General features: G+C 55.4%; 24 protein-coding genes. 12 read left to right on the forward strand and 12 right to left on the reverse strand.

Annotated features, from left to right (window positions below):
• Positions 1-5 precede the first annotated feature (5 nt).
• The 3 genes from ADG72_RS08005 to ADG72_RS08015 all read left to right on the forward strand — a co-directional run bounded on the left by ADG72_RS08005 (position 6) and on the right by ADG72_RS08015 (position 2672).
• Positions 6-995 (forward strand): DUF5692 family protein, encoded by a 990-nt coding sequence (locus ADG72_RS08005; RefSeq protein WP_239667706.1) that lies wholly within the window; start codon positions 6-8, stop codon positions 993-995.
• A gap of 100 nt (positions 996-1095) precedes the next feature.
• Entirely contained in the window at positions 1096-1836 is a 741-nt protein-coding gene (gene recO, locus ADG72_RS08010) for a DNA repair protein RecO (RefSeq protein WP_048714360.1), read from the forward strand.
• Positions 1833-2672, forward strand: coding sequence for an isoprenyl transferase (locus tag ADG72_RS08015; RefSeq protein WP_048714202.1), 840 nt, complete (start codon positions 1833-1835; stop codon positions 2670-2672). Before recO ends, ADG72_RS08015 begins: the two co-directional genes overlap by 4 nt.
• 21 nt (positions 2673-2693) lie before the next feature.
• On the opposite strand, the gene ADG72_RS08020 is transcribed toward ADG72_RS08015, so the two are convergent.
• From ADG72_RS08020 to ADG72_RS08045, 6 genes are all read right to left on the reverse strand, one after another.
• A complete protein-coding gene (locus ADG72_RS08020) occupies positions 2694-3218 on the reverse strand; it encodes a membrane protein (protein ID WP_048714204.1) in 525 nt (174 codons plus the stop codon).
• On the reverse strand, positions 3215-3610 hold the full coding sequence (locus ADG72_RS08025; RefSeq protein ID WP_048714207.1) for a Fur family transcriptional regulator: 396 nt from the start codon (positions 3608-3610) through the stop codon (positions 3215-3217). Before ADG72_RS08025 ends, ADG72_RS08020 begins: the two co-directional genes overlap by 4 nt.
• A 44-nt stretch (positions 3611-3654) precedes the next feature.
• Positions 3655-4587 (reverse strand): metal ABC transporter permease, encoded by a 933-nt coding sequence (locus ADG72_RS08030; protein ID WP_107070857.1) that lies wholly within the window; start codon positions 4585-4587, stop codon positions 3655-3657.
• Positions 4584-5351 carry a metal ABC transporter ATP-binding protein gene (locus ADG72_RS08035; RefSeq protein ID WP_048714209.1) on the reverse strand — a complete coding sequence of 256 codons (768 nt, stop codon included), beginning with the start codon at positions 5349-5351 and terminating at the stop codon, positions 4584-4586. The genes ADG72_RS08030 and ADG72_RS08035 overlap by 4 nt, the downstream gene beginning before the upstream one ends.
• Positions 5352-5442: 91 nt before the next feature.
• Positions 5443-6426, reverse strand: coding sequence for a metal ABC transporter substrate-binding protein (locus ADG72_RS08040; RefSeq protein WP_107070858.1), 984 nt, complete (start codon positions 6424-6426; stop codon positions 5443-5445).
• 33 nt (positions 6427-6459) lie between these two features.
• On the reverse strand, positions 6460-7476 hold the full coding sequence (locus ADG72_RS08045; protein ID WP_048714212.1) for a LacI family DNA-binding transcriptional regulator: 1017 nt from the start codon (positions 7474-7476) through the stop codon (positions 6460-6462).
• Between the two features lie 170 nt (positions 7477-7646).
• Between ADG72_RS08045 and ADG72_RS08050 the strand changes: the two genes are divergently transcribed.
• The 6 genes from ADG72_RS08050 (at position 7647) to ADG72_RS08075 (ending at position 13664) form a co-directional block, all read left to right on the forward strand.
• On the forward strand, positions 7647-8873 hold the full coding sequence (locus ADG72_RS08050) for a sugar ABC transporter substrate-binding protein (RefSeq protein WP_048714215.1): 1227 nt from the start codon (positions 7647-7649) through the stop codon (positions 8871-8873).
• Positions 8874-8983: 110 nt separating this feature from the next.
• Positions 8984-10570, forward strand: coding sequence for an ABC transporter permease subunit (locus ADG72_RS08055; RefSeq protein WP_048714217.1), 1587 nt, complete (start codon positions 8984-8986; stop codon positions 10568-10570).
• Positions 10570-11466, forward strand: coding sequence for a sugar ABC transporter permease (locus tag ADG72_RS08060; protein WP_048714220.1), 897 nt, complete (start codon positions 10570-10572; stop codon positions 11464-11466). Before ADG72_RS08055 ends, ADG72_RS08060 begins: the two co-directional genes overlap by 1 nt.
• A 196-nt stretch (positions 11467-11662) precedes the next feature.
• A complete protein-coding gene (locus ADG72_RS08065; RefSeq protein WP_048714222.1) occupies positions 11663-12052 on the forward strand; it encodes a GntR family transcriptional regulator in 390 nt (129 codons plus the stop codon).
• Complete coding sequence (locus ADG72_RS08070; RefSeq protein ID WP_048714224.1) at positions 12049-12945, forward strand: ABC transporter ATP-binding protein; 897 nt, start codon at positions 12049-12051, stop codon at positions 12943-12945. The genes ADG72_RS08065 and ADG72_RS08070 overlap by 4 nt, the downstream gene beginning before the upstream one ends.
• On the forward strand, positions 12942-13664 hold the full coding sequence (locus ADG72_RS08075; protein WP_048714226.1) for a hypothetical protein: 723 nt from the start codon (positions 12942-12944) through the stop codon (positions 13662-13664). Before ADG72_RS08070 ends, ADG72_RS08075 begins: the two co-directional genes overlap by 4 nt.
• A 69-nt stretch (positions 13665-13733) precedes the next feature.
• On the opposite strand, the gene ADG72_RS08080 is transcribed toward ADG72_RS08075, so the two are convergent.
• Together ADG72_RS08080 and ADG72_RS08085 are read right to left on the reverse strand one after the other, a co-directional pair.
• Positions 13734-14534, reverse strand: a complete 801-nt coding sequence (locus tag ADG72_RS08080) for a hypothetical protein (protein WP_048714228.1) — start codon at positions 14532-14534, stop codon at positions 13734-13736.
• On the reverse strand, positions 14531-15457 hold the full coding sequence (locus ADG72_RS08085) for a hypothetical protein (protein WP_048714230.1): 927 nt from the start codon (positions 15455-15457) through the stop codon (positions 14531-14533). The genes ADG72_RS08080 and ADG72_RS08085 overlap by 4 nt, the downstream gene beginning before the upstream one ends.
• Before the next feature lie 162 nt (positions 15458-15619).
• On the opposite strand from ADG72_RS08085, the gene ADG72_RS08090 reads away from it, so the two are divergent.
• The 3 genes from ADG72_RS08090 to aroD all read left to right on the forward strand — a co-directional run bounded on the left by ADG72_RS08090 (position 15620) and on the right by aroD (position 19220).
• A complete protein-coding gene (locus ADG72_RS08090; RefSeq protein ID WP_048714232.1) occupies positions 15620-17014 on the forward strand; it encodes a glycine--tRNA ligase in 1395 nt (464 codons plus the stop codon).
• 84 nt (positions 17015-17098) lie between these two features.
• Positions 17099-18337 carry a tRNA dihydrouridine synthase DusB gene (gene dusB, locus ADG72_RS08095; RefSeq protein WP_048714364.1) on the forward strand — a complete coding sequence of 413 codons (1239 nt, stop codon included), beginning with the start codon at positions 17099-17101 and terminating at the stop codon, positions 18335-18337.
• Between the two features lie 25 nt (positions 18338-18362).
• Positions 18363-19220, forward strand: a complete 858-nt coding sequence (gene aroD, locus ADG72_RS08100) for a type I 3-dehydroquinate dehydratase (protein WP_048714234.1) — start codon at positions 18363-18365, stop codon at positions 19218-19220.
• Positions 19221-19436: 216 nt separating this feature from the next.
• Here the strand turns inward: aroD and ADG72_RS08105 are convergent, their stop codons facing one another.
• From ADG72_RS08105 to ADG72_RS08120, 4 genes are all read right to left on the reverse strand, one after another.
• Positions 19437-20525 (reverse strand): ROK family protein, encoded by a 1089-nt coding sequence (locus ADG72_RS08105; RefSeq protein WP_048714237.1) that lies wholly within the window; start codon positions 20523-20525, stop codon positions 19437-19439.
• A gap of 85 nt (positions 20526-20610) precedes the next feature.
• Positions 20611-21444, reverse strand: a complete 834-nt coding sequence (locus ADG72_RS08110; protein ID WP_048714239.1) for a carbohydrate ABC transporter permease — start codon at positions 21442-21444, stop codon at positions 20611-20613.
• Positions 21437-22390: a carbohydrate ABC transporter permease gene (locus ADG72_RS08880; RefSeq protein ID WP_048714240.1), complete on the reverse strand. Its 954-nt coding sequence runs from the start codon at positions 22388-22390 to the stop codon at positions 21437-21439. Before ADG72_RS08880 ends, ADG72_RS08110 begins: the two co-directional genes overlap by 8 nt.
• On the reverse strand, positions 22387-23649 hold the full coding sequence (locus ADG72_RS08120) for an ABC transporter substrate-binding protein (RefSeq protein WP_009409004.1): 1263 nt from the start codon (positions 23647-23649) through the stop codon (positions 22387-22389). Before ADG72_RS08120 ends, ADG72_RS08880 begins: the two co-directional genes overlap by 4 nt.
• Between the last annotated feature and the right edge of the window lies 1 nt (position 23650).

The following is a 23650-nucleotide window of genomic DNA, read 5'->3' on the forward strand; positions in this document are numbered from 1 at the left end:
GTCCAATGACTCCTGCTGAAAATAACCTTAATGTTTCCTCATCAGCTTATTTCACCAAAGGAGTTGGAGAGTTGTTCCTCTTTGAATCGATCCCCTGGTATTCCTGGCTCGCCTGGTTTGGAGTCCTTGCTGCTCTGATCATTGGCAACGAGATCACCCGTCGCTGGAAGTGGGCAGGAATTGCAGTATTTATTGTTCTTCCCATCGTTCTGACAATCTTCGTCTGGCCCACGACAGCGGGACCGGATTCCTCGACGGGGACCTGGTTCCACTGGGTCAAGGTGTACTCAGCCCTGGCCGGATGTCTGGGCTTCATGGCAATCCGCTACATTCCCAAGTTGCAGACGAATCGTTGGGCGCTTGCTTTCCCGCCGGCGATCTTGGCCATTAACATCACCGAGGCCTGCATCCGTGACTTCCAAGTTGGCGCCATGGGTGTGCGTGAGATGGTCGACGGAGTCTTCATGGTCTCAGGCCCCTGGAATTACATGAACGGTATCGCCGGTCTGCTTAACCTCCTGACGATCTGTGGGTGGTTTGGAATCTTTATCTCTCGCGATAAAGAAAAGGACATGATCTGGCCCGATATGCTCTGGTTCTGGATCATCGCCTACGATCTGTGGAACTTCGCCTACGTTTACAACTGCGTGGGAGACCACTCCTTCTACGCGGGTGCTGCACTGCTGATTTCTTGCACCATCCCCGCCTTCTTCATTAAACGAGGCGCCTGGCTCCAACACCGTGCGCACACCCTCGCACTGTGGATGATGTTCACCATGGCAGTTCCTTCCTTCGTGACTTCGTCGAAGTTTGCGGTTAACGCTTCGCACAATGACGCGGCTCTGATGACTGTTTCTGCGATCGCACTCGCGGCTAACGTGGCTGTTGCGCTCTATCAGATCTACGTGATTGTCCGTCGGCGTAAGAACCCGCTGCGCGATGAGCTCTACACCGATCTCGAGGCATACAAGAGCGTTCGCGAGGCCAATATCTGAAATCATGCAGGCATATTGCGCTTGGGGCCCTTTCGGCCCCAAGCGCAATTTTGTGTCGTGGTGGGCCTGCTCTGGCAGGGAATGTGACAATAAGAAAGTGATCAGGAGTTACAGGGATGAGGCCGTGGTTTTGCGTACGCAAAAGCTGGGCGAGGCTGATCGAATCATCTGGCTCCTGACCTCTGAACACGGCCAGATTCGGGCGGTCGCAAAAGGTGTTCGCCGAACAACATCGAAGTTCGGAGCGCGACTTGAGCCCTTCTCCGTTGTTGATATTCAGCTTCACCGTGGGCGGAGCCTCGACACGATTATTCAGGTAGAAACAATTGCCTCGCACGGGGAATTGCTCGCTGCGGATTACGAGTTGTACTCGCGTGCTTCGGTCATCGTCGAAACCGCAGATAAGCTTTCGAGCGATGGAGATGATGGAACCCACCAGCAGTATCTTCTGCTGGTCGGAGCTCTCCATGCGCTTTCTCATCGCCGGCACGACCCGGCTCTGATCTTGGCCTCGTATATGCTTCGCGCCTTGGCCATCGCGGGATGGGCGCCATCGTGTTACGACTGCGCGGTGTGCGGCAGCGAAGGACCACACCTTGGTTTTTCCATTACTGAGGGCGGAGCGGTGTGTGATAACTGCCGTCCGCCCGGTGCCTCGCTTCCCGCTCCCGATTCGATGGAATTGATGGGCGATCTTCTCAGTGGTGATTGGGAAAGCGCGGATAGCGCACCAACGTGGGCTCGCAGCGAGATGATGGGCCTGGTCTCTAGTTACACTCAATGGCATATCGAACGACGACTGAAATCCCTGCAACTCCTGGAAAGGAGCCCGCACGCATGAGCCCCGAAATTGCGTCACTGACGCCCATGGAACGTGCTCCCAAAGACCCACGTCAGCCGGTCGCAGGACCGGGGCAGTGGCCTCGGCAAGCACCCGAATTTGCAGCCGGGGAAGTGCCACGCCACGTCGCCATCATCATGGACGGTAATGGACGCTGGGCCAATGAACGGGGGCTTGCGCGCACAGAGGGCCACCGGGCTGGTGAGTATGCGCTTCTCGACACAATTGCCGGGGCTATCGATGCCGGTGTGCGCTATCTATCCGTCTATACCTTCTCAACGGAAAACTGGAAGCGGTCGCCAGCAGAGGTTCGCTTCATCATGAGCTACGCCAGTGATGTTTTGGCTCGGCGAACGGACCTGCTGAATGAGTGGGGAGTTCACGTCCGGTGGAGCGGTCGCGAGCCGAAACTGTGGAAATCGGTCATTCACGCTTTGGAGCGTGCAGAAGAAAAGACGCATGACAACACCACTTTGGATTTGGTGATGTGCGTGAATTACGGGGGCCGTGCAGAAATAGCAGATGCTGCGCGCTCAATTGCCCAAGATGTCGCCGCAGGGCGTTTGTCGCCGCGCGGGGTAAATGAACGAACTTTCGCTCGCCACCTGTATCTGCCCGATGTTCCCGATGTTGACTTGATGATCCGAAGCTCGGGGGAACAAAGACTTTCGAACTATATGCTCTGGCAAATGGCCTATGCGGAGTTCATGTTTAGTCCTAAGCCGTGGCCGACCTTTGACCGCGAAGCTCTGTGGGACTGCCTACTTGAATACGCCGGACGTGAGAGGCGTTTTGGCGGTGCGCAAGATCTAGTTGCCGGAAGTGGTGGCAACTAGGTGAGATGCGGAAGTCGCGTGTTATTTTGCGACTTCCTGTGTCAATTCGGCGTGCCGCTGCTCGCGTCCGCGGCGCCGCTTCATCAGCACCACTGCGGTGATAATCGCTGCGATTGCCGCGAGCCCCAGCCAACCCCACACTGAACCTGCTGCCGCGCGAACGACAGCCATCCACACTGCGAGCATTCCCAGGCCGTACATGATCGACCACGCAATGCAGCCTGGAATCATGGCAAGCGTGTACTTTTTCCACGACATGCGGACGATACCTGCTCCGGCATTGACCGCAGTTTGTACGCCAACTGTCAGGAAGCACAGCGGAATGATGATAATTCCCCACTGTTCCAAAAGATGAGCGCCCGAACGGGGGACAGGCCCCTCAAACCAAGCAGCGATCTTCCCGCGAAGGCCCTTCTTTCCTGATGCAGTCAATGCTCCTTTAGCTGCGGCGCGACCCAGCCAGTAGGTCAGCTGTGCGCGCTGAAAGACAACGAAAAAGAGGAAGATAAAAAGCGGGAGTCCCGAGGAAGCCCATGAAGGAGTCAACTGTCTGCCTTTCGCGTGCAATCAGAGCAGAGCCCGAATAGCTCAATTGAGTGCTCAATCTGAGTGTATCCATGCGAGGTCGCCACCGCAGAGATCCATTTTTCAATCTCGCCTGCCCCCAGGTCTTCAGCACGCCCACAGTTACGGCAGACCAGATGGTGGTGGTGAGTTTGAGTGTCGCACTTTCGGTAGAGCGCCTCGCCCTCAGCGGAGCGCAGAACATCGACTTGGTGGTCTTCGGCCAGCGCCTGGAGGTTGCGATACACGGTTGCCAGACCGATTTTGTGCCCGCGAGCGGTGAGGTCCTCAAACACCTTCTGTGCGCTGCGGAAGTCGCGGTGCTCGCTGAGGTTGTCGAAAACCGCCTGGCGTTGCTTGGTCATTCGTTGCATGGCGTCCCTTTCATTGACGAGGCCTGTGGTGAGTTTTCTTTTCCCTACCCGCGCGCGGCGGTGGTGTCCGCACGATCTCTTGGCGAGGCCTCGGGATGTTCCGCGGGTGCGGATAGTTCACGCATTCGCTGCTTGCGACGGAAGTGATCACGCAATCCTCGGATTCCGCATCCAACAGCATAGAGAGCAATCGCGGCCACAACAATCGTTGCACCGGGGGAGAGATCGATGAAGTAGGTCAGGGTTAGCCCTCCCAGACAGAGGAAGGCTCCTAAGACCATTGCGTAAGCCATGGTGCGTCGGAAGGAATGAGCCCCCAGTTGTGCGATGGCAACAGGGACAACCATGAGGGCTGAAACAAGAAGCGAACCAACAATTCGCATGGCAACGACAACCGTCAGAGCAGACAAAATCGCGATCAGCATGGTGAGCGCGCGAACAGGAAGCCCGGTCGAGCGAGCGAATTCCTCGTCATTTGTCACTGAGAAGAGTGCCGGAAGCAGGCCGATGCCGATCACGACAATGACCAGTGCGAGCAAGCAAATTGACCAGACATCACTGCTTGAAACCGTTGAAATTGAGCCGAAAAGATAGGCGTTGAGCTGGGAGGATGTTCCATTTGCCAAGCCGATCAGGAGTACGCCTCCGGCAATCCCGCCGTAAAAGAGCATGGCAAGTGCAACATCAGAGGAGGTGCGACCAGACTGTCGGACGAGCTCGATAGTGATCGCGCCAAGCAAAGACACAACTAAGGCTCCGGGGATTGCCCATTGATCGTGTGGCGTGACATTTGCGGCGGTTCCGGCAAGCCATCCCAGTGCAACCCCGGTCAGGGAGATGTGGCCGATCCCGTCACCGAGCATTGCGAGGCGTCGGTGAACTAGGTAGGTTCCGACGATCGGTGCGCATAATCCAACGAGGAGTGCGGCAAGAAGGGAACGCTGCATCAAGGGGGATGCAAGCATGTCGAGGATCATCGGCTGCCCTCCATTTCGTGGTGGTTGGCCGTGTTGCAGTGGTCAGAGTGAGGATCACGCAAATCGCTTCGCGCGGGCCCGTCATAGGTGAAGTGTCCCGAACGGATGTGGAGCTCGCGGTCAAGCACTGGGGCGAGTTCGCCCAGTTCGTGAAGGACCAGCAGGATCGTTACGCCCTCGTCCTTTGCCGCCTGGCAGATTTCGGCCAGTCTGCTGCGCGAAGAGGCATCGATTCCGGCCATCGGTTCGTCCATGATCAGGAGCTCGGGCTTTCGGACCAACGCGCGCGCAATGAGTACGCGCTGCTGTTGTCCGCCGGAAAGAATGTGGAGGGGATCCTTCGCGCGATGTGCGAGGCCGACGGAACGCAGTGCTTCCAGCGCCTTTGCTCGGTCACCGCGGGAGTGCCACCACTTGCGAGTGCCCAGGAGCCCGGAAAGAACGACTTCGATGCATGATGAAGAGATCGCACCGCCGGAGGAAGCCCGCTGAGGAACGTAGCCAATACGCTGCCATGGAATCAAGGAACGTTTGCGGATGGAATTTCCAAAGAGTCTGATATCGCCCGAGGAAATTGGTGCAGTTCCGAGGATTGCTTTCATCAGGGTGGACTTCCCTGCGCCATTTGGGCCGGTGACTGCGACGCATTGCCCCTGGGGAATCGATGCGGTGATGCCGTGAAGAATGAGGTCATGGTCCCAGGCGACGTGGACATGGTCCAGTGAAATCACCGGTTCAGTAGAGATATTGAAGGTCGTTCCCATTAGTGTCGAGTGTAGTCGTTGGGGCGGCATGGTTCACTGTGGAATCATGCCGCCCCAACGCGGAGATATCAGTTGACTTGTAGTGAAATGCTTACTCGCAGCTCAGAGCCTTTTGCAGTGCTTCAAGGTTCTCGTTCATCACTGCTTCGTAGTCCTTCGAATCATCGGCCTGTGATTCGATCGGATCGAGAACTGCAGTGGTGATTCCCAGGTCCTTGGCCAGGGTTTCAGCAACCTTGGGGCTGAGGAGTTCTTCGGTGAAGATTGTGGTGATTCCCTTGGCCTTGACCGCGTCCGAGATCTGCTTGAGGCGAGCGGGGGAAGGCGTGGACTCGGGATCGAGGCCGGACAGTCCCAACTGAGTCAGGCCGGTGCGGTCGGCAAGGTATCCGAAGGCCTCGTGAGACGTGACGAACTCCTTGTGCTGGCACTTTGCGGTGCCGTCAACGAGCTTTTTGCTCAGTGCTTCCATCTGAGACTTTGTGGTTGCAGCGTTCTTCTTGTAGGTCTCTGCGTTGGCGGGATCGGCTTGAGCAAGAGCGTCCCCAATCTGGGTTGCTGCGCTGGCCATGCGCGTGGGATCCAGCCAGAAGTGTGGGTCGGTTGAGCCGTGATCGTGCTCATGTTCGTGAGCTTCTTCGGTCTTTTCACCGTCGTCAGCGACGTCCAATTCGCTTTCGTGCTTTTCAGCATCAACCAGATCAACGCTGCCGGAAACGTCGATGACGGTCTTGGGGGCGTTCAGCTCAACTGCCTTGTCAACAGCGGATTGGAAGCCCTTGAGGTAAACGACAGCCCCTGCTTGGGAGAGCTGCTGAACCTTTTGGTTCGACAGTTCGAGGTCGTGAGGCTCCGCTCCCGGAGGAGTGAGAGATTCGACGTCAACCAGATCGCCGCCGATCTTCTGGGTGAGGTACTGGAGCGGGTAGAAGCTGGCCATGACCTTCATGGGAGAAGCGGAAGCTTGGGAGCTGGAGGCGCTTGAAGATGACGAGGCCGAAGAGGAGCATGCGCTTAATGCAAGCGCTGCAGCGGCTGTAATGGCAAATACGGTGTGTGAACGCGAAAAACTCATGATAATCATTATCAGAGGAAGTGATAATGATTGTCAAAAGCGAGCGTGTCCCGTAGAGCTGCGCACCACAAGGTCGGGAGTGAAAGCAAAATCTTGGTGTTGCTGCGGGTTCTGGGAATGAATCGCATCAAAAAGTGACGACACGGCCGAGTGTGAAATTGCCTGAACCGGTTGTCGAACCGTCGTCAGTGCTGGGGAGAGGTGAGGTATGAGGAAAGAGTCGTCAAAGCCGATCACCGAAATGTCTCCGGGAACGCTGAGGCCTCGAGATTGGATTGTTCTGATTGCTCCCATTGCCTGGAGATCTGAGCCGGCGATGATGGCTGTGATTCCGGCGTCGATCAGCGCATGAGTTGCCGAGGCCGCGGCCTCGTAGGTGTAGAAGGTCTCGATGATCGTGGGATTGGTGATTCCGAATTCTTGAGCCATCACGTGGCGGAAAGCTTCGGCCTTGCGTCGCGCGGGGACGACGTGGTGGCGTCCACCCAGCATGGCAATCTTGCGGTGCCCCAGTTCCTTGAGGTGTTGGATCGAGGCACGGATTCCAAGTGCGTCTTCCGTTGAAAAGTCTGGTGCTTGTACTTCCTTGCGGGCGCCATTGATGGTGACGAAGGGCATGTGGATCTGTGAAAGATTCGTATAGCGACTTAAGTCTGCTTGAAGGTCTGCGTGTCGACCGGAGACGAAGATTAAGCCTGAAACCCCTCGCGCAAGAAAAGCTTGAGTGTGTTCCTCTTCGCTGGTGGTGCCCGGAGTTTGCGAGGCGATGAAGGCTTGGGCCCCCGCCCTGTCGACCTCGGAATGAAGGGTGTGGGCGAAAGTGGCAAAGATGGGGTTTGTGAGTTCTGGGACGATGACCCCGATGATGAGGCGATTGTCGTCAGCCAGCATGGTGGGGCGTTCGTAGCCAAGCTCGTCGATTGCGGTCAGAACTCGATATCGAGTGTCGTCTGAGACCTGCCCGACTCCGTTAAATACACGAGAAACTGTGGCAATGGAAACACCGGCATGTGAGGCGATATCCGCCATGCGGGTGCGGTTCTTCGACATCGAAGTGCCTTTCAGAAGGGGGCAAGTGTGATGGTTGGGATCTGGGGTAAAGATATCATTTCTCTAACAATCCTGAAAACGCTTGCTGAAAATGATTTTCTGCAGCTACAGTGTCCTTAAGTGCGAAGTACAACTGTGTACGAGCAGAACTCAATTGATCAGGAGTTGACATGCGACGAGGCATCGCGATGTTCGGCGTTTTGGCAGTTACAGCAACGCTTGCAGCGTGCTCCAATGGAAGCTCGGGCTCTTCGAGCAGCCAGTCTGCATCCGCAAGTTCCGGTTCTTCCGTCGGTTCGCTGACGGTTTGGGCCGATGACACCCGTTACTCGCAGATTCAGGAACTGGCCAAGGACTTCACTGCAGCCACCAAGGTGGATGTTCAGGTTGTTCAGAAGTCTGAAACCAATATGGACCAGGAATTCATTAGCCAGGTTCCGACCGGCAATGGCCCCGACGTGATTGTTATGGCCCACGACAAGCTCGGCCAGATGGTGAAGAACGGCGTTGTTTCCCCTGTGGACTTGGGTGAAGCAAAGTCCAAGTTCTCCGAGGCAGCAGTTCAGGGCGTCACCTACGATGGCAAGACTTACGGCGTGCCCTACGCGGTCGAGTCTGTTGCACTGGTTCGTAACAACAAGCTCACCACTGACACCCCGAAGACCTTCGATGAAATGATTGCATCGGGTAAGAAGGCCGGTTCGGAGTACCCCTTCGTTGTTCAGATGAGCACCGACGGCGACCCCTACCACCTCTACGCTTTCGAGAGCTCCTTCGGTAACGAGGTCTTCAAGCAGTCCGCTGACGGCTCCTACACCTCCGAGCTGACCTTGGGCGGCGAAGGCGCATCTGAGTTCACCCAGTGGCTCAAGGAGCAGGGTGCAGCAAAGACCCTCAACCCGAATATCACCTCCGATATTGCCAAGGACGTTTTCCTCAAGGGCAATGCGGCTTACATGGTGACCGGCCCCTGGAACGTGACTGCTGCCAAGGCGGCTGGACTTGACGTTTCCGTCCTCCCGATTCCTTCCGCTGGCGGTAAGGAAGCTAAGCCCTTTGTTGGTGTTCAGATGTTCTACCAGAGCTCAAAGACCCAGAACCAGGTTCTGGTCAGCAAGTTCTTCCAGTACCTGGAGACCAAGGAAGCACAGTCCAAGCTGCAGCAGCTGGGCGGACGCGTTCCGGCAATGACCGAGGTTGCTAACTCCCTGAGTGATGAGAACCTTAAGCAGTTCGCTTCCATCGCAGGCAACGGCCTCCCCATGCCGGCAATCCCCGCAATGGGTTCCGTCTGGGATTACTGGGGCAAGACTGAGGTTTCCATCGTGAATGGCGCCGATCCTGCCTCCTCGTGGGAGACCATGGTCAACAACATTCAGACTTCCATCAACAAGTAGTGAGGTCTCACGGTTTTGCGGGCGCCAAAACGGGGCGCCCGCAAAACCCATACCTGAGCATCTTGTGCTCATGGTCCCTTAATCGCTGTTCAAGGTAACGAAGGACCACAATGCCTGCAGCTTCTTCCTCGAATACCGTTCCAAAGGACCGTACCTCGCATGCGCGTGACGTCATGCGACCCGGTTTTATTGCAAAACTCATCATTATGATGCTCATTGACGCGTTGGGCATCTATGGAATCATGGCGGCATGGGCCGTCAATTCTCGGATCATCATCGGCGTGATGGCGGTCCTACTCATCATCATCAACTGGGTGTATTTCTCGAAGAGGGCACTTCCTGCCAAATATCTTCTTCCCGGCATGATCTTCCTTTTGATCTATCAGCTCTTCGTCATGGGCTACACCGGGTATGTTTCTCTGACTAACTACGGGGATGGCCACAACTCGACAAAGGCAGACGCGATCGAAGTTGCTCTTTCGTCGAACCGTCAGCGTGTTGAAGGAGCTCCGACTGTCCAGACCGCGGTTGTTGAAGACGGAAGCGAGCTTGGCCTCGTTGTCGCAGACCCCGCGACCGGCGAACTGAAGCTTGGTACGGCAACCAAGCCCCTCAAGAGTGTCCAGGGTACGGTCACTGCAATGGGTATTACCGAGGTTTCGGGCTATAAAGTCCTCGACCTAGCTGCTCTTGCCAGCCGCCAGGCGGAAGTTTCTCAACTGACGGTCCCCGTAAGCTCTAACCCGAATGATGGCTTCTATCTGACGACGGACGGAACCTCCGGCTACCTCGCCAAGTCCACCTTGACCTATGACGAAGCCGCCGATACTTTGACGAACGCTGAGACTGGTGTCGTTTACAAAGCGAATAATCAAAAGGGTGTCTTTGAAGACAGTCAGGGAAACCAGCTGCCCACCGGCTGGCGAGTCTTTGTTGGCGCTTCCAACTACTCGCAGATGTTTTCGGGTTCCGGAATTGTCAAGCCCTTCCTGAATGCGCTTGTTTGGTCCTTCGTTTTTGCTATTGGCTCGGTGCTGACGACTTTCGCCTTCGGATTGGTCCTTGCGCTGATCTTCTCGGATCAGCGCATCCGAGGCCGAAAGATCTACCAGTCGCTCATGATTCTTCCCTATGCCTTCCCAGCCTTCCTGGCGACCCTGGTGTGGAAGGGCATGCTCAACGAGGAATTTGGCTTCATTAACAAGGTCTTGCTCGGTGGGGCGGAAATCCATTGGCTGACCAATGGACTCATGGCAAAGGTCGCGATCCTCGGTGTGAATCTCTGGCTGGGATTCCCCTATATGTTCCTCGTCTGCTTGGGCGCGCTTCAGTCTCTTCCGGGAGACGTTGAAGAAGCCGCGAAGATGGATGGCGCATCTGGATTGCGTACCGTGTGGTCAATTAAGTTGCCGCTGGTTTTGCAGTCCACGACCCCGCTGCTGATTGCCTCTTTCGCATTTAACTTCAACAACTTCTCGTTGATTTACATGCTGACGAAGGGTGGCCCGGACTTCGATGGTGCGCCCCATGGTTTGGGGCAGACCGACATCTTGATCTCGATGGTCTATAAGATTGCCTTCGAAGGTAACCAGCACAACTATGGTTTGGCCTCGGCGATGTCGATCTTCATCTTCGCTGTTGTTGGTGTGATTGCCTGGCTTGGGTTCCGTCAGACGAAGGCATTGGAGGAACTGTGATGACTGCACAAAGCAAAGAAAAGACACAGTTGACAACGCTCCGCGGCTCACGTTGGTGGAAGGAAGTTGGCTGGAGGCATATCGTGGGTATTGCGGTGATTATTTACTGCCTTATCCCGCTGCTCTATGTGCTTTCGGTGTCCTTCATTCCGAACGCGACGCTGACCTCTGATATTAGCTTCTCTGATGGACTAACCCTCGATCACTTCAAGGCGTTGGGGAGTGACCAGTACAGCATGTACTGGAAGTGGATTTTTAATTCACTGGTGGTTTCAAGCGTTACGGCAATTGGAACGGTTCTCATGGGCGCAGCCGCAGCCTACGCCTTCAGTCGCTTCCGTTTCCGAGGCCGTCGAGGAACCTTGACCTTCCTGTTGCTGGTCCAGATGTTCCCGCAGATGCTAGCTTTCGTGGCGCTGTTCCTGCTCTTGCTGGAAATTAAGGATATCTTCCCGGTTCTGGGCTTGAACTCGAAGCTCGGCCTGATCTGCGTCTACCTCGGTGGCGCATTGGGTTCGAACACCTTCCTACTCTTCGGTTTCTTCAACTCCGTTCCTCGTGAACTTGACGAGGCCGCAGAGATTGATGGCGCATCGCATGCCCAGACTTTCTGGACCATCATCATGCCGCTGGTTCTACCGGTTTTGGCAGTTGTTGGCCTGCTGAGCTTCATTTCCAGCTTCGGCGACTTCGTCATTGCCACGGTTGTTATGCAAACTCCCGATCAGTACACGCTGGCGGTTGGTATGTACAACTGGGGGTCGAGTGAACTGAATGCCCCGTGGGGTGTCTTCGCGGCGGGCTCGATCATTGCTGCAATTCCGGTGATCTTGCTTTTCCAGTACCTGCAGAAGTACATCGTTTCTGGTTTGACCTCCGGTGCGGTGAAGGGCTAAGCGCCCGCTTCTCGCCGACCTGACCCCGGCCTCGTTCCTCATTGTGGGGACGAGGCCGGGGTTCTTTTTGTGCGCGAAAGCGGGGGAACGGGGGGGTGAGCTGAGGCCAGTTTGGTGAGATCGCTTGACAGGTGAGTTGGTTATATGGTTCATTAGTCATGTAATGAACCACTGAAGCTGAAGGGAGGGCTTGCGCATGGCACCAACATTCGTCTCGGGGATCCCGATCTACGTCCAGATCGCCGACGACATCCGCGCGCAGATCCTGCGCGGCGCCTTGCGCGCCGGGGACCAGCTCACCTCCACCACGGAATACTCCGCGACCTACCGCATCAACCCGGCAACCGTCGGCAAGGCCTTCGCGATCCTCGTCGATGAAGGGCTCGTCGAAAAGCGACGCGGCATTGGCATGTTCGTTGCTGAGGGGGCACGCAATGCGCTCGTTACCGATGGGCTTGCGACCTACGTGGAGGAAACTCTTAACCCCGCCGTCGAAGCGGGCCTGGCCCTGGGCCTTGATATCGACGCCATCATCGACCACGTCCGCGCCTACAGCGCTGACACGACTGCCAAGGAACGCTCATGATTACCCTCGACTCCATCAGCCACACCTATCCGGGTGAGGCAGCACCAGCCCTGCGCGATGTCTCCCTGACCCTCGGAGACGCGACCGTCACAGCCTTGGTCGGCCCTAACGGTTCGGGCAAGACGACGCTCATGCAGATCCTCAGCGGTCTGCTCCCGTCTTCGGCAGGAAACGTGTCCATAAATGGAACGAAGGTGAGCTCTAACGACCTGCTCGGGTACTCGATCATGGCCTCCTCCGACAGGGACTTCGACAACTCTTCGGCTGCTGCACTGGTCGCCTATGCCTCACTGCGTCAGACGTGGGATCAGAAACTTTTTGACCACTACGTCCAGCGTTTTGACTTTCAGCTGAAGGGTCGTAAGAAGTTGCGCAAAATGTCTTCGGGGCAGGCTGCTATCTTGACCGGTGCTGTCGCGCTGGCCTCGGGCGCGCCCATCACCGTCCTTGATGAGATTCAGGCTCCAATGGACGTCCCCACCCGATACGCGTTCTACGAGGAACTGCTCTCACTAGCCGGCGACATCATGGAGGGGCGTCGGCCATGGCGTACGTTCCTCATTTCTTCGCACATGGTGTCCGAACTTGAAAACGTTGCCGAAGACGTCGTAGCCCTCAAAAATGGGCGTCTGCTTGCCCATGAGGGCGTTGACGAGTTCACTTCGCGTATCTGTGTGATTACCGGTAACGCCGCCGACGTGGAACGCTTCCTGGCCGATCATTCCGATATCTCCGTCATCACTTCTCGCGCACTTGGGTCCGCACGAGAAGTCATCGTGGACCTGCGTGGCCGTGGTGTCGCTGACCATGAGATTGCATCCCACTCACTGACCTCCTCACCCTGTTCTTTCCAGGACGCCTTCGCCTACCTCATCCAGGAGAACGACCAATGAACACCGCAACCCCAGACCTCATCAAATCCTCCCCCTCGCCCCTGCGCATTGGCCTTGTCAACTCGAGATTCACTGTGGTGCTCTACCTGCTGGTAGTGGGCTGCCAGTTCCTGGTCAACTTCGTGATCAACGGCATCGTCTACCTCTCAGTCTCCGATGTCACCAAGAACATTGAACAGTCCGCCACAAACTCCGCTTTTGTCACGGGTACTTTCCTCTTTGTTTGCGGGCTCGTCAGCGCTACCGTCGACTTGCGCGCTTCTGCTCTTAGCGGCGGCTCGCGCACCGCACTCACCGCAGCGAGTTACCTGCATTCCATTGTCATCATTGGCTTGGGGTCTCTTATCTGGTGGCTTCTTATCGCAATCCATCCCCTGCTCTTCTTCATGGGACGCGGCTCCTTTCCGCTCGGCGTCGACACGTGGTTATTTGTTGTCTTTGCTTGGGTCGTCTGCGATGGGGCCGGACGTTTCATCGGAGGAGTTTCTCGTTGCATCGGCTCGACCTGGAAGAGGACTTTCGCGTTCATGCTCGCAATCCCGCTGGGTATCTGTAGCATCGGCGTGCCGATCACTTGGGTGATTCTCACGCTTGTCCACAAGTCAGGCTATCTGCCCCCGATGAATCCGGCCTTTTGGCTGCTCGGCCTTATTTCGGCAGCAGTTGTCGTCGCGGGCTGGCCCCTGACGGCATCCGGCCACATCCGGCGCGTCGGCTGAAAGGCAGATCGGCCAAATGAGTGTGGGGAGCAGCTACAGCTGCTCCCCACACTGATATCTACGAAGCGACTAGTGACTAGTAGTTACGTCCACGGCGAAGAAGCGTGCTAACTGACTCCACAACTCGGTGCGGGTGCATCGCGAGAGGGGAATTTTCGTTTTGTCCTCCGCAACAGTGAAACTGGGCATCAGCGGTGGGAAAAATGTTGGAATTGAGGACGACTCAACCAGGTATAACGCTGAAGGAACAGAGAGCGTACTGATTGTCTGCCGGGCCCGGTACCCATCGGTACTGCGCTCCCACTGCGTCCACATGTGATACTCCCACTGGCCCTCTCTGACCTGTCGCAAGAAGGAAGAGCGTTTCTTTTCTGAACTCACATCTTCGTAGAGGATCCTTTGAGCACCCTCCACATCACCGCGGTGGACTGCTTCGAGGAACACAGAAGAGATTCGTTTCGGCCCATCAAATCGATTTTTTCGCGATGGGAAGGGCGACCTCTCAGCGATGAAACGTGGAAGATCCTGGCTCTTATGACAGAAAACTTCCACTGTTTCGCAATCTCCTAGAGTTTGAACAATTGCGCTCTCTTCAGCGGCGAAGAAATAGCAAAAACCGTGAAGAGGATTGGGGTGAAATCGTGGCGATAGTGAGAGGTGACTAAGAGGAGTCTTGGCTTCGCCGATCGCAGCAAGCGCTTTCCTCGCTTGGGTACGCAACTGGCCATCGGCCTCGTAAATAGTGTCGAGGCGCATCTGGGCTTCCCCCGAAATACCTTCCCGCACAGATTCTTCGGGGCCCGCGAGAGCAATGAACGCGGGAACCGAGGCTGTCGGTAGGCTGAGGGGAGCGGAGAAATAAGTGCTCATAATGCCACGCTCATCTTCGTTACCATCGTGCCCATCTCCTTGAAATGCTCGGGAAACATGCGCGTCGTTGTTGTTGCTGTGGCGGTGATCCTGACGAATGTCGACGAGTCGAGTTTTTCACTCCATGACCATTGAATTGCAGTGAAGGAAACACCTCCATCGGTGTAGGTACCCGTGCACATGAGGGAGGCTTTCGGCTTACTCTGCGTGATCTCGTCAAGCGTGAACCACCCCGGAATCTGCCGTGCAATTGCCTCGCTCAAAGTTCCCAGAGGCAGACGTTGCTCGCTGCTGGCCGGAGTCGCGCAGATTGACAGTGTTGATGGCCGCAGATTCTTGTAATCCATAGGTCCTTGGGCGACCAGAACAACGGGGGCCAAAGGAGTAGGCGTGAGATAAGAGGGCATTTCCTCAACGCGCTGCCAGCCTAGGGGAAGGTCAATACGAGTCGAGAACTCTCTTTTCTGGCTACCGCCCAGCGTGAGTTCTGTAGTGGTACGAACCGTACCGCCTCGGGGAAGAAGGTTTCCTAATTCGTCAACAAGCCCTTTACGGGCGTTGTCGTACCACCGGGGATCCAGCCACGTCGGAAAATTCAGAGGGAGATGGCACAGGGGAATAAGAAGGACTGAAGCGATTGTGAGCCAGCCAAGGGCAAGAACGATATCTGTGCTAAAGCCGTGTTGCCGGGCAAAAATTGCCATTCCGCCAAGTAACGCAGTTAATGTCCATGCACATAATCGCAGGAAATTTGCCGGATCTAATGTGTGGACGTTCGTGAAGGGCCAGGCTCGCTGCGCTAAACGCGACTTACTGAATGCGACAAAAAGTATGAAAAGAAGACGCAGAGCAAAAGCAAGGACCCACACGATCACTATCTCGCGTGGGAAGGCGTAGGCCAAGGTCGTGATCACCGTGCGCACGCATCGATGCTATGACAGGGAACAAGAGCAAATCAATTCACTGAAATGTCACCAATCGTTGGCGCGCCTGGCAGTCCCCAAGCTCCCTATGCATACAGCGGCTAAAATATGCACAGACCACTGCGCCAGCCAGGTGCGGTGAGCCCTAATAAAGGAGTTTTCGTGGCACAGCCATCCACCTCTCGTCTTGATTCAGTTATTTCTCTTGCCAAGCGTCGCGGCTTTGTTTTCCCCTGCGGTGAGATTTATGGCGGTACTCGCTCCGCCTGGGACTACGGCCCGCTGGGTGTAGAACTCAAAGAGAACATCAAACGTCAGTGGTGGAACTACATGGTTCGCCGCCGCGCAGACGTCGTCGGGCTGGACTCCTCGGTAATCCTGCCCCGCGAGGTGTGGGTTGCATCCGGACACGTCAAGGCCTTCACCGACCCGCTCATCGAGTGCCAGAACTGCCACAAGCGTCAACGCGAAGATCAGCTCATTGAAGAACTGGCTGATAAGAAGGGTGTTGACGAATCTTCCTTGTCGCTGGAAGACATTGCCTGCCCCAACTGTGGTGTTCGTGGTCAGTGGACCGAACCCAAGGCATTCTCGGGCTTGCTCAAGACCTTCCTTGGTCCCGTTGATGACGAGGCCGGCCTGCACTACCTGCGCCCCGAAACCGCACAGGGAATCTTCGTCAACTTCGCCAATGTGATGACGGCGGCACGTAAGAAGCCGCCCTTCGGCATCGGCCAGATCGGCAAGTCTTTCCGCAACGAAATTACCCCCGGTAACTTCATCTTCCGTACCCGCGAATTTGAGCAGATGGAACTTGAGTTCTTCTGTGAGCCCGGAACTGATGAAGAGTGGCACCAGTACTGGATCGACTACCGCAAGGCGTGGTACGTCGGCCTGGGTATCGCCGAGGAAAACCTGCGCGAGTACGAGCACCCGAAGGAAAAGCTTTCGCATTACTCTAAGCGCACTGTTGACCTGGAATACCGCTTTGGTTTCCAGAACTCTGAATGGGGCGAACTTGAGGGTATTGCCAACCGCACCGACTACGACCTCGGTGTTCACGCTGAGGCCAGTGGCGCCAAGCTCGACTACTTCGACCAGGCGACCGGCGAACGCTGGACCCCCTACGTCATCGAGCCTTCCGCTGGCCTGACCCGTTCCCTCATGGCCTTCCTCATCGAGGCCTACCACGAGGACGAAGCCCCCAACGCAAAGGGTGGTGTCGATAAGCGCGTCGTCCTCAAGCTCGACCCGCGTCTGGCCCCCGTCAAGGTTGCTGTCCTGCCTCTGTCGCGCAAGGACGAACTGACCGGCCCGGCACAGGAACTGGCTCAGGAGCTGCGCGATCTGTGGAACATCGAGTACGACGATGCCGGAGCTGTTGGCCGTCGCTACCGTCGCCAAGATGAAATTGGTACGCCCTTCTGCATCACCTACGACTTCGATTCCGTTGAGGATCACGCCGTCACCATTCGTGAGCGTGACTCGATGGAGCAGGTCCGTATCCCGCTCGACCAGGTCAAGTCCTACCTGATTGAGCGCTTGGGAGTTTGCTGAGTGACCTCGCAGTCTGACGCTAGTGGCCCAGCCTGCTTGCAGGTTGGGCCACTGCGGCTGTTTACTCCCGTTGTTCTGGCCCCGATGGCCGGAGTGACGGATGCGCCCTTCCGCCGCCTGTGCCGCATGTTTGGTGAAGAGGCCTTGGGTGGGCCGTCGCCCCTGACTGGCACGCCCAGCCCGGTTTCTTTCCCCGGCGTTGCTGAAAGCGCTCGCCCGGCCGCGGCCTCGGAAATTGGGAATGAAAGCGGTGCGGGCGCGGAACTGACGCCCCACGTCGATGCGCCAGCGGGCCTGTATGTCATGGAGATGGTGACTTCGCGGGCGCTCGTTGAGGGAAGCGCGCGCACGATGGCGATGATTCGCCCAGACCCTGCCGAACGTGTGCACTCCGTACAGCTCTACGGTGTGAACCCGCAGGTCATGGCACGTGCAACTCAGATCATGATCGAAGGCGAGTACGCCGATCATATCGACCTCAACTTCGGCTGTCCCGTCCCCAAAGTGACGCGCAAGGGCGGGGGAGCGGCGCTTCCGTGGAAACGTGATCTGTACACCGACTTGCTGCGAGCCGTTGTCACGCAAGCGCGCGTGAGCGGGGATGCGCGTGGCCGTGAGATCCCGGTGACGGTAAAGATCCGCATGGGAATTGATAGCGAGCACGAAACCGGCCTCGAGGCCGCGCAGATCGCCCAGGAACTTGGTGCTGCAGCCGTAACCGTACACGCTCGCACCCAAACTCAGCACTACGCGGGCCAAGCGCATTGGGACTACATTGCGCGCGTCAAGGAAGCCCTGGATATTCCGGTCTTCGGTAATGGTGACGTTTTCGAGGCCGCTGATGCGATCGCGATGATGCGTCAGACCGGGTGCGATGGCATTTCCGTCGGCCGAGGCGCGCAGGGGCGGCCGTGGATTTTCCGCGATATCGTTGCCGCCTACCATGGGCGGTCGGCTTTCCCTGCGCCTTCACTTCGCGAGGTTGCCGCTATCATCGAAACCCATGCTCGTTGGTGCGTGGAAGAAGAAGGCGATGAAGACCGCGCGATGCGCGAAATGCGTAAGCACATCGGCTGGTACCTGCGTGGTTTCAAGGTGGGTGGGCCGCAGCGCCACGCGCTCGGGATGGTCTCTACGCTTGATGAACTGAGCGATCGCCTGGCTGATTTGGATCTTGATCAAGATTTTCCCGAGGCCGCGCGTGGGCCTCGTGGGCGCGCCGGGGGAGAGAAGACCCCGCACCTGCCCGATGGGTGGTTGGAACACCGATACTTGACCGACGCCGAGCGGGCGTCGATTCATCATGCAGAAGTTGGCTACTAAAGGGCTGCTGAGTAGAGGGGACGTCATGGAGCCTGTTGTTATTGGACGCAGTGATTTGGGCGAGGCCTACGGCGCAGCACCTTCGGGTGTGGGCGCGGGATTGCTTGACCCCGCGGGTGCTATTCCTCCACGAGGCCGAGTGCTTCTGGGCGGTGGGCAGCCGGTAGTTTTCATTGTTCCTCTGATGGCGGGGGATGCGCGTGGAGCCCTTGAACAGATCGAGGCCGCCGCATCTGAGCCGCACGATATGTTCGAGTGGCGCGTGGACTACTTAGACGTTCTAACGGGGCTTTCAAGTGAAGAACTGAGTGACCAGGCTCGAGAAGAAATTTCGAACTTTGCTGCAGAGATCTTGGGTGCTTCGGATGTGCCTGTTTTGGCTACTGTTCGCACAGTTGCTCAGGGTGGAAAGGCTGAAGTTTCAACGCCGGTTTATGGCCAGATTGTTGAGCTACTGGCCGAGTGTGGAATGGATGCGGTAGATGTGGAAATGGCTCCGGCTGCGCCAGCATTGACCGAGAAGGCCCACGTCGCTGGCGCGAAGGTCGTCATGTCCTTCCATGACTTTGAGGTGACTCCCGAATCGGAGATCATGCGGGAGCTTTTGGAAACCATGGCAGTTTTGGGCGCGGACGTCGCAAAGCTTGCGGTTTTGGCCAATTCGGAGAGAGATGCACTCAATGTTGAATTGGTGCAAAGGTGGGCAGCTGAGTACGTGTCGGTTCCCTCAATCGTTTTGGCGATGGGTGAGTTCGGCCGTCAGACGCGTGCGACTCAGCCTGAAGATGGGGGAGTTGCCTCTTTCGTTGCCGTGAGCGGACGTGAGAGTGCGCCCGGTCAGTGGGGTGCACAGGAATTGGCGGAGAGGTTCGGACGTAGCTGAGGCTGCTTGCAAGTAGATTGCACTTCCGATGTGGCTTGTTGTCTTTGGTTTCATGGTGGGAATTGCGATTATGACGAGCCTCCACTGAGCCCAGAGTAGTCACATTCCTCGACAATCTATGTGGGGTTTTGAAAGTCTAAGGGATTTGGTTTAGCGCGAAATAGGCTTCTACAGAGCAAGAAAATATGGATATTGAGAGGACCTCAGGGGCTTAGATTATGACAATCGTGCGATTCGGCTGATGACGATTGAAGCGGCCCCACGTGCCCAGTCGAGAAATGTTTGTTGTGTCAGGATGAGCTCACAACGAGCAGAATTGCCAAACGCACGTTTGGTGAAATGAGATCTGATGTTCTCAAGCCGTTTCGGCTCAGCTGCGAGTGCACCAATGCTCTCACCTGACAGCATTATCTTTCTCGGTCCGATCAGGCAAGCCAGAGTTCCCAATGCATCAGCCAATACCATGTCTGCTTGATCAATAATTCCGCGAATCTGCTCATCATGCGTGTAACGTGACAATGCTTGATCGAGAGTTAACTCCTCGTTGAGCGTCTCCTTGATTGCTGCGCGAATTGCTGGAGTGGAGGCAACAGCTTCGACGCATCCGTTTTTCCCACACGAACAACGGTGTGAGACGGGGCCAAGGGGTAGATGCCCGAGTTCGCCGGCTACCCCGAAGGCTCCAGTTAGGATCTTTCCGTTTACATATATTCCGCAGCCAATTCCTTCGCCAATTGTTACGACTGCCCATGAACTGACGTTGCGTCCAGAGCCGTATAGGCTTTCGGCGTTCGTTAATGCCCTTACGTCATTGTCGATAAAGATCGGAACCTCCAACTGTTCTGCTAGCTTGTCTGCAAGCGCGAAGTCGTGAATTCCTAGTAGATGCGAGTCTCGAACAATTCCCTGTTCGTTATCAACATCGCCGGATATTGAAATCCCAATGCCATCTGGATTAATTCCCCTAGTCGAGCACTCGTGTGAGAGAAATCGGCAACATTTGACAAGATCATCGATGAGCTGTTGAGACTTCTCGCCGGATCTTTCTGTTATATGCGAAAACTGGATGCTTCCGTCGAAATTCATGCCAATTGAATAGAGCGTATCTTGAGTAACTTTTATCCCCAAAGTAAAAACGCGATCTGCAACTAGATGGATAGGCTCTAGGGGACGTCCCTTGCGCGTAGGATCAGGCTCTATATCGTTGGTAAGTTCTACGAAGCCCTCGCTCAATAACGGGCGGATGGCTTTTGTGACCGCTGCTTGGGAGAGTCCGAGTGTCTGTGCAATTTCGACACGAGCCATCGGTCCTCGGGTTAGTAGAGCATGGAAGATTGATATTGACGCCGGCGAAGTTACTGGAATTAGCGGAATATCAGGCATGGCATATTCATCCCTTCAGCCCAGAGCTGGCGATTCCTTCAAAGAACTGTTTCTGTAGGAGGACAAAGATAACGATTAACGGCAGTGAAGCAAGAAGCGAACCCGCCATAAGCGTTGGATAGTCCGTTCCGTGTTGTCCTTGCAAAGTCGCTAAGCCAACTGGCAACGTCATGTTTTCGGGTGAAGACGTAATAACTAGTGGCCAGAGTAGATCATTCCATGAATATAACGCGGTTAGCACAGTTAATGCAGCCAATGAGGGTGCAGTAAGTGGAAGCATGATCGTGAAGAAAATTCTCAGCGCGCCCGCACCGTCGAGTCGCGCAGCTTCTTCAAACTCTCTGGGAACGGAGATGAAAGCTTGCCTGAGTAAAAAGGTGCCGAACGCTGAGAAAATTCCTGGGAGTGAGATCGCAGGAATAGAATCCAACAGATGGAGATCTCTGACTAGGGTAAATTGCGCGATCAGGAATAGCTGGCTCGGCGCCATGAGCATGACAAGGAATAACCCGAAAAGCAGGCCTCTTCCAGGAAAACGGAATCGTGCGAATCCATACGCGGCCAGTGAACAGACCGTCACCTGACCAAGGACGCGAAATACTAAAGCGAGAGAAGAGACCGTCAGGAGACGCCCTAACGGTAAAGCGCTGAAGAAATGTTCGAACCCCTCAAGATGTAGCTCACCTGGAAAAATAACCGGTGGAACTGCACGAGATTCAGGAACACTCTTAAACGCCGTCAAAATTTGCCAAATGAACGGCATGATCATAAACAAAGAACACGTAGCAAGCGCAATGTGGAGCCCGAGCTGCCTGATTCCGGTGGAAGAAGTTTTACCCATAGAACACCCATTTCCTTTGTACACGGAATTGGATCGCAGTAATTGTCATGATGAGCAGAAGAAGAGTGATCGCAATTGCAGCGCCGTAGCCTTGATCTCCTTCGATAAACGCTTTGCGGAAAAAGAGATAGACAACGGTTTGAGATGAGGACTCTGCTGGAGATCCTTTTCCGATCATCACGTAGATCAGATCGAACATCTGGAGAGAAGAAATAACTGAGAGTACTGAGACGAGAAAAATCGAAGGGCTGAGAAGAGGAAGCGTAACCGAGAAAAACTGGCGTTTAGATCCGGCGCCGTCAATTGATGCGGCTTCATAAAGCTCGGTCGGAATGGTTTTTAGTCCCGCTCCCAAGATAATGATGTTGACACCAAGGCTCATCCAAATTCCGACGATTGAGAGCGCATAGATTGCCGTGTGAGGATTTGCAACCCAGTTTGCTCCCTTAATCCCGAAAATCTGGAGGAACTGGTTAATTAGCCCGAATTCGCCGTTATAGAGGTATCTCCAGACCATCCCAATTGCGACAGGAAGTGTAACAACTGGGAGAAAGAATAAAACGCGGTAAATAGATGCCCCGCGACGAACATTATGAATCATCACTGCTATCAGTACAGCGATCGGGATCCCGATTAGAACGATTGCAGAATAAATGACTGAGTTTTGAAGCGCGCCCCAGAACTCAGGATCTTTGGATAGTTTCGCGTACTGTGAGAGTCCTGCGGGTTTTCGATTCCCGAATGGCCCAGTTATCGAAAGGCTAACGACGACTGTTGTTAGCAACGGCCAGATATAGAGAGCTAGCAGGCCAAGGAGCGCAGGGAAGATGAAGGCTAATCCGGTCCCGGCTTCCCTAAGGCTGCGCTTCCTTTTCTGTGTTAGGGGCCGGTGCCCTGGCGCAGCAGGGGAGTGCTGCGCCAGGGACCTTACTGAACGCTGGTTCATTCTTTCGCCAATGCGTCGTTCATTTGATCGGCAAGTTTATTGGAAGCATCTTTAACGCTTTCCTTGCCCTCCCATGCGGGAGCAAGATCTGTTTCTTCAAACTTGTTCCAGACTGCGGTATTTGCAGAGACTGGGTAGACCACTGAATCAGGGATCTGATCAAGGAATGCTTGGAGGTTGAACTCAGGCATTGAAGATACCCAGGCCTGCTGAGTGTTTTCGTATGCGGGGATCACAGCTCCGGTACTTGCTTGAATCTCAGCAGCTTTTTTCCCTCCAAGGAACACGAGGAACTTCTTCAACTCTTCGGGGTGCTTTGACTTGGAATAGCCAACATTCTGAATGCCGTTGATGACAGTTGCTCGTTTCTCTCCCTTTGGCAAAATCGTCACATTCACCTTGGAACGCAGTGCTGAGTTTTCGTAGAAACGTTGGGCGTAGAACGATCCGCCGTAGTACATGGCTACTTTTCCATTTTCAAACTGGGCAACAGCTTCCGTGTCGGCAAATTGCTCTAGGGTTGGCGATTGTCCCTTCTGGATGAAGTCCACCCAATACTGGAGTCCTGCCTGAGTTTTAGGATCGGAGTAGCCCGACTTCTTTCCATCTGCGCTGATGACGGAACCGCCTGCCTGCGCAATGGTGTTGTAGAAGCCTTCTTGTCGATTGAGAGGAGCTGCAATACCGTAAATTCCCTTGCTGGAATCCGTCAGTTTTTCAGCTGCAGCCTTTACGTCCTGCCAAGTCCAATCAGCTGTTGGGTATGCAACGCCTGCATTGTCGAAAATTTCTTTGTTATACCAAAGCCCGATCGTGTCAAAATCTTTCGGGAGTCCGTAATGCTTCCCGTTGTATGTGAACAGATCGACAAGTGGCTGTGGGTAGGCTTTGTAGTCGACGCCAGCCTTTTGGATTGCATCGTCGAGCTCTAAAAGCTGATCGTTTGCAGCGTAGACCTGGAAACGATCTCCAAGCATCCAGAATGCATCGGGCGCGGTTCCTCCCTGTGCGCCGACCTGGAGCTTAGTCCAGTAGTCTGTCCAGGGATCAACCTGGAGTTGGACCTTGATATTGGGATTCTCTTTTTCGAACTCATCAACGAGTTTCTGCATGGTGTCTTGTTGTGACCAGACACCGTATGTCAAAGTAACCGTCGCATCTTTGCTTTCGGTTGATTGAGATCCTCCACTCTGGGAGCAGGCTCCCAGAGTGAGTACTGCGGTAAGGGTGAGAGCGAGCGCGGATGCAGGGTGTTTCATC

It is taken from the genome of Trueperella pyogenes (assembly GCF_001070855.1).
Taxonomy (GTDB): Bacteria; Actinomycetota; Actinomycetes; order Actinomycetales; family Actinomycetaceae; genus Pauljensenia; species Pauljensenia pyogenes_A.